The sequence below is a fragment of the Leptospira ainlahdjerensis genome (genome assembly GCF_016919175.1).
Taxonomy (GTDB): Bacteria; Spirochaetota; Leptospiria; order Leptospirales; family Leptospiraceae; genus Leptospira; species Leptospira ainlahdjerensis.
The window spans coordinates 1-5,043 of record NZ_JAFFPU010000064.1 but is presented as its reverse complement, the minus strand read 5'-3'; the positions used below and the strand labels follow the sequence as shown (position 1 = coordinate 5,043).

At 41.7% G+C, this 5,043-nt stretch carries 7 protein-coding genes and 1 pseudogene; 7 read left to right on the top strand and 1 reads right to left on the bottom strand.

All coding sequences use genetic code 11. The features are described from left to right. From JWG45_RS15945 to JWG45_RS15925, 5 genes are all read left to right on the top strand, one after another. A partial coding sequence (locus tag JWG45_RS15945; protein ID WP_232380721.1) for a hypothetical protein occupies positions 1–417 on the top strand: 417 nt, incomplete at its 5' end. After that, positions 414–1,070: a hypothetical protein gene (locus JWG45_RS22270; protein WP_232380720.1), complete on the top strand. Its 657-nt coding sequence runs from the start codon at positions 414–416 to the stop codon at positions 1,068–1,070. The genes JWG45_RS15945 and JWG45_RS22270, both read left to right, overlap by 4 nt. A gap of 14 nt (positions 1,071–1,084) precedes the next feature. Beyond that, positions 1,085–1,720: a hypothetical protein gene (locus JWG45_RS22265; RefSeq protein ID WP_232380719.1), complete on the top strand. Its 636-nt coding sequence runs from the start codon at positions 1,085–1,087 to the stop codon at positions 1,718–1,720. A 153-nt stretch (positions 1,721–1,873) separates the two neighbouring features. Next, entirely contained in the window at positions 1,874–3,199 is a 1,326-nt protein-coding gene (locus JWG45_RS15930; protein ID WP_332476668.1) for an RHS repeat-associated core domain-containing protein, read from the top strand. Beyond that, the gene (locus tag JWG45_RS15925; RefSeq protein ID WP_205280631.1) at positions 3,199–3,750 is read left to right on the top strand and encodes a hypothetical protein; all 552 of its coding nucleotides are present in this window, start codon (positions 3,199–3,201) and stop codon (positions 3,748–3,750) included. Before JWG45_RS15930 ends, JWG45_RS15925 begins: the two co-directional genes overlap by 1 nt. Positions 3,751–3,797: 47 nt before the next feature. Here JWG45_RS15925 and JWG45_RS15920 read toward each other — a convergent pair whose 3' ends face one another. Further along, positions 3,798–4,010: a hypothetical protein gene (locus JWG45_RS15920; RefSeq protein WP_205280630.1), complete on the bottom strand. Its 213-nt coding sequence runs from the start codon at positions 4,008–4,010 to the stop codon at positions 3,798–3,800. Here JWG45_RS15920 and JWG45_RS15915 point away from each other — a divergent pair. Both JWG45_RS15915 and JWG45_RS15910 read left to right on the top strand, forming a co-directional pair. After that, positions 4,009–4,542 (top strand): hypothetical protein, encoded by a 534-nt coding sequence (locus tag JWG45_RS15915; RefSeq protein WP_205280629.1) that lies wholly within the window; start codon positions 4,009–4,011, stop codon positions 4,540–4,542. The two genes, JWG45_RS15920 and JWG45_RS15915, sit on opposite strands and share 2 nt — an antisense overlap. 170 nt (positions 4,543–4,712) lie before the next feature. Then, positions 4,713–5,043: pseudogene (locus JWG45_RS15910) on the top strand (hypothetical protein); the annotation flags it as partial.

The window sequence follows — 5,043 nt, the reverse complement described above, 5'->3', positions numbered from 1 at the left end:
AATCAGAATACAGCACAAGCGTATTTAGCGGGTGGTTACTCGAAGTCGAGTTGGAACAATATCCACTGGGATGAGAAATCTGCGAGGAAGTGGGCTTGTTATATGAGTGCAGGACAAGCTGCTACTATGGCGGCGGCTGGTGCTGCTTATGGAGCACCTGCGTATGGCGTTCCAGGTTATATATATGGTCCCGGAGGTGCCGCAAATGGAAGCATTGGCGCAGCTGAAGTGTTTAATATTCTTTCAGTAAAGGATCTTGTGCTATATGCATCGATAGTATTGACCGCTAAGAGTGCAATACAAGGAGATTGGGAAGCCGTAGGTCTTGACATGGCAGGTTATGCTACGAAGCTTCCGATTGGACTCGCAGTTAATTATGTGAAAGGCACAGTAAGAACTTGCGAAGGAGATTTATGAGGCTAAAAAAAATACTGATTCTTCTATTCTTGATTATATTTCTTACCGGATGCCCAACGGATATTCGGATTTCTAGATCTGTTTCAGGAGTAGAAAATACATACGTTAAATTTAGGATTTCGAAAATGAAAGGAATTAAGATAGTGAGGGAAAACGTTAACAGAGATGCTTACTCCTTTCATAGCAGAATCATTAGAGATGGAATTTACGCAAATATACAGTTCACAATTTTTGATAATTTAAACATGAATCCAAGCGAAAGTTATTATTACCATAAGCAAGATGGATTGTATCGAAATGTATTTCTTCAAATAAGCGGAAACATGAGAGAAAAATTTTTAATAGATTGTGAATATCGAATGCCCGCTCCTGTGGGACGAAATAAATATGTGTTTGAAGTAGATTTCCAGGCATATCAAAGATCCGGCATTTTAGAATCTGAATTTGATTTGCCGGCAAATCACTCAATTCGCTTAGACTTCATTCCGAAAGATATTGAAGTAGAAAAAATTCATCCTTATGATCAAGCTTTTACAAAGCCGAAAGACAGAGTTCCAATGCTTGTTAAAGAAAGAATTTTCGAAATCACCGCGACGGTTGAACCGAACCCTGAACCTGACGAGGACAAACCTTGCGAGATCCCGAAAGATTAGGGAAATAAAATTGCGTGAATATTATTTTAGCAGTTTCCGATTTGTTTTTGGCACTTCAAATATTGGCAGGCTTAGGTAATTTGGGTCATGGCCCTCCAGATGAATATAGAGAAATTTTAAATACAGATAGAACTTACATAAAGTTTCGTTTAGTAGCGCCGGAAATCGAACAACCTGACGAAGAACTGAAGAGAGAGAAAAGTATCGATTTTGATCTAAGTGCGTTTTGGTACGAAAAGGGTTTGATCGGGGAGGCGCGTAATCTTCTAAAACCTGAATTTGATTATTGGGTTCGAAGTGGACAGAAGATCTCTATTCAAGAATATGCTGGAAAAAAGTATGTGAGATTTTTCGAAGGCTGTGATTACCGAATGCCGGCACCTGTGGGTAAAAGAACATTTGAGTTTGTATTCTATAATCGTTTGGGAAAGCGCAGTCAAAAGAGTCATCAACTATTCCATAAATACAATCTACCTCCGAATCACTCGCTTCGTTTGAATATCGTTCGTTGGTTGCCTCCGAATAGAGATCCGAATCTTTGGATAAATCGAACGTTTAAGCATTATGATCCAGAATTCGAAATCGTCGCAACCGTCGAACCTAACCCTGAACCTGACGAGGACAAACCTTGCGAGATCCCGAAAGATTAGGAGAGATCTTTCTCGTAATTAAAAGACTCCCGCGAGCGATGGAAGCGTGGTCAAGTTATTGGCTTTTGTTTTGAAGCTCAGTTTTAGGGTAAGATTGAATAACTTGACCGGAGCTGAGAGCGCGTTCCGCAGGACGCGGCCAAAGGAACCCCCGTGACTGGTTTTGTATTTTTCAACACTGATCATTTGGGTTCGATTACAATGGCGATGGACGGCCAAGGGAATCGACTTGGGGGCGGGGAATGGGGCGGTAGTTCTCATGTGAGTTACAAACCTTACGGTGAAGTCCAAAGAAACGATTCGCAAGGACCCGATATATTTCGATACAAATACACAGGTCAAGAAGAAGACCGTGAGACAGGCCTTTACTACTACAAAGCTCGCTATTACGATCCAGAGATCGGCAGATTTACGCAAGCAGACAGCATTTTGGATACGAGAACTCCGATGTCGATGGACTTGTTTATGTATACGGAAGGGAATCCGGTGAATCATACGGATCCGAGTGGTCACAGCGTTGATATTGGAACGATCGCAGCGATTACGTTTCCAACGTTTTCTTTACCTTCGATTGGAGCAGCAGCGGTTGGACTTGGTTTGATGGCTTCGGTTGTAGTCGCGAGCGCTTTGGCGGCGATTGGCCTTGGTGCAACTCTTGGTTACATGGGTTTGCATGCGGCAGCTGCGGGAATTGGCGCGATTGGCATTGCAGCTTTGAGTACAATCAATTCTCTTCCTGGAATGATCGCTGGTGGAGTAGGAGCTACCTTCGCGTATGCGAGTGGCGTAGCCGTAGTTGCGGGGATTGCAGTTGCGATGGGTTTTGGTTTTGTGGGTTCGCTTGCTCTGATGATGGGCGCCTCCGCTTTAGAGGGAGGACTGATTGCGAGACAGATGGTTATTACCGCTTTGGGAGTGACGAGTTCGCTTCTTTTTACACTCGGAATCACAGCTTTTGTTACAGTTGTTGGAGCTGCAGCGGCTGCGATAGCGTTTGCACCTTATACCGTGATTTCCATAGCAGCACTTGCGATTGGAATTGCCGTCGGGTTGCCTCTATATGCTACGATTGGTTGGACGGCTTTTTCTGCGGTAGGGTCTGTTCTTTCACCTTTTGCATTGCAAGGATATATCGCAGGCGGATTGTCAAAATCAAGTTTCAATAATGTTCATTGGGATGAGAAGAGTGCGAGGCTTGGTGGATGTTATGGGGCAGCGGTTACCTTTGGAGGACTGCACGCTACAGGCCTTTATTTGGGGTATAATGGGTTAGTTCTCAAATATGCGGTTGTGTCGACTCTCGTTCAATATGCCTCCTACACTGGAACAGCGATTAGTATAATTAAGGGTGATTGGAAAAGTGTTGGTGCAGACGCGACTTCCTACGCAATAAATGCTATATATGGAAAAGATATTCCAATTGGTTTGGGTCTTAAATATGCAGAAGGTGCAAGTAAATTTTGTGAGGAAAAGAATTAATGGGAGCTAAATTAATATTTGTATCAATGCTATCCGCATTAATACAGTGTTCCTACTATATTCCATACAAGTTCACGAAGTTGCCGATTTCTGAATCAGACGGTTCATTTTTAATATTTAGATACAACCGGGTCCAGGAGAATAAAAATGAAAATCGTTATATTCTAAATCCGGTATTAAGATATGGCGAAACCTATCTAACTCCAGCATATAACTTAAATCCGGAAAATAGTTTTTGGAAAATATTTTATAAGAATCCAGACGATCTTCCTTATTCAATGATTGTAGGAGAGGCAAGCCAAAATGTATACTATACGGAAGGATGTGAGTATTATATCCCTATACCGATAGGTGAATATTATCTTGACATCGAGTTTCGAAGAGTAGGGCAATCTGGATTTATCCGACAAAAAGTAAAAATAGATAATCAGCAGTCATTATACTTAGATTTCGAAGAGAACCCTGATGCGATAGATCAGATAATTCTTAACTTACGGCTAATGGAAACTATGCCAAGAAAGAAATCCGAGAAGTGCTATTACAAAGATTAGGGACAATATTTAGCACTAGCTAAATTAGCTTTTGTGGGTTCGCTTGCTTATATGATCGTTTCTCCTGCCTTGGGTGTAGGCGTTTTTGGTTTAGGGATTTCAGCGATTACGTTAGCTCCAGCAACGTATGCATCGTTTATGGTTGGAGTTACAGCGCTTGCGACGACCGCTGCGATCGGCCTTGGAGCGGCAATGTTAGTAGCGTTCGCGCCTTCTACTGTGATCGGTTCTGTAGCGTTTACTGGAATCGTAGGTGCCATGGCGATCTTGGCCGCAATTTCGCTAGGCTTCGTTCTTTTTGTTTCCGCTGTTGCGACAGCTGCTTGGCTTGCCTTTTCTGCTGCTGGTTCTATCCTTTCTTCTTATGCTGTGCAAGGATATATTGCAGGTGGGTTTTCTAAATCAAGTTTCAATAACATTCACTGGGATGAGAAGAGTGCAAGGATTGGTGGATGTTATGGGGCGGCTGTTAGCTTCTGGGGGTTACAGATTGGTGTTGGTTCTTATATAAATATTAGCATTGCTGCTGCTGCAAAGGATGGAGCAGTAGGTGCTAAAACTATCATCTCGATCATAAAGCCTAACTCGGCTTTAGGTCCTTTTTCAGCGTTAGATGTGGTTACATCTCAATTTTTGGTGTATCATGCGGTTACAAGTAATGGTAGAGGTGTTGCTTCGGATTTAGGAGGATACTCGATTACTTATGCTTCCTCAGGGCAAATCTCGGCTCCTGTTGGCCTAATCATTGATGGGGTGGAAGGAACCCAAAAAACTTGTGGAGGTTCACTGTGAATTCAGTTAATCGACAATATCTAGTTTACTTAGGATTATTCCTATTTCTATTTCTACTGAATATTCGGTGCGTAGATTTTGGACATTATGGGCCTTATTTGCGAAAATATAAGCCTGTGGGTAATTTTGAAAATACGTTCTTAAAATTCAACATATCAGGATTTCGAAAATTGAACACCCAAAACCAAGAAGATAAAATTAGAACATATTATCTTTTAGCAATCTGGTCTGAGCCGAATTCAACGAACGGTGTTTTGAATAGCTTGATACCTGATGAAGACTATTGGATTCGAAAATATAAAGTAATCTTTCCTGAGTTTAGTAAAGATGGAAGAGAAATCAGGTTTTATGAAGGTTGCGATTACCGAATTCCGCTATCTAAGGGTAAGTCAAAATTCGAATTTCAAATCTTTCTAAGATCTCCTAAGCAAAGTGGAAAATTAATTAAAACAATTGACCTTCCTCCCAACCATTCGATTCGTTTAAACGTTTCTCCTGCGG

Bases quoted from the DNA above. Each gene is read 5' to 3' on its own strand.
- JWG45_RS22270 (WP_232380720.1), top strand. From the start codon at position 414: ATGAGGCTAAAAAAAATACTGATTCTTCTATTCTTGATTATATTTCTT.
- JWG45_RS15920 (WP_205280630.1), bottom strand. From the start codon at position 4,010: ATGGCACCTACGATTCCAGTAAACGCTACAGAACCGATCACAGTAGAA.
- JWG45_RS15925 (WP_205280631.1), top strand. From the start codon at position 3,199: ATGGGAGCTAAATTAATATTTGTATCAATGCTATCCGCATTAATACAG.
- JWG45_RS15915 (WP_205280629.1), top strand. From the start codon at position 4,009: ATGGCGATCTTGGCCGCAATTTCGCTAGGCTTCGTTCTTTTTGTTTCC.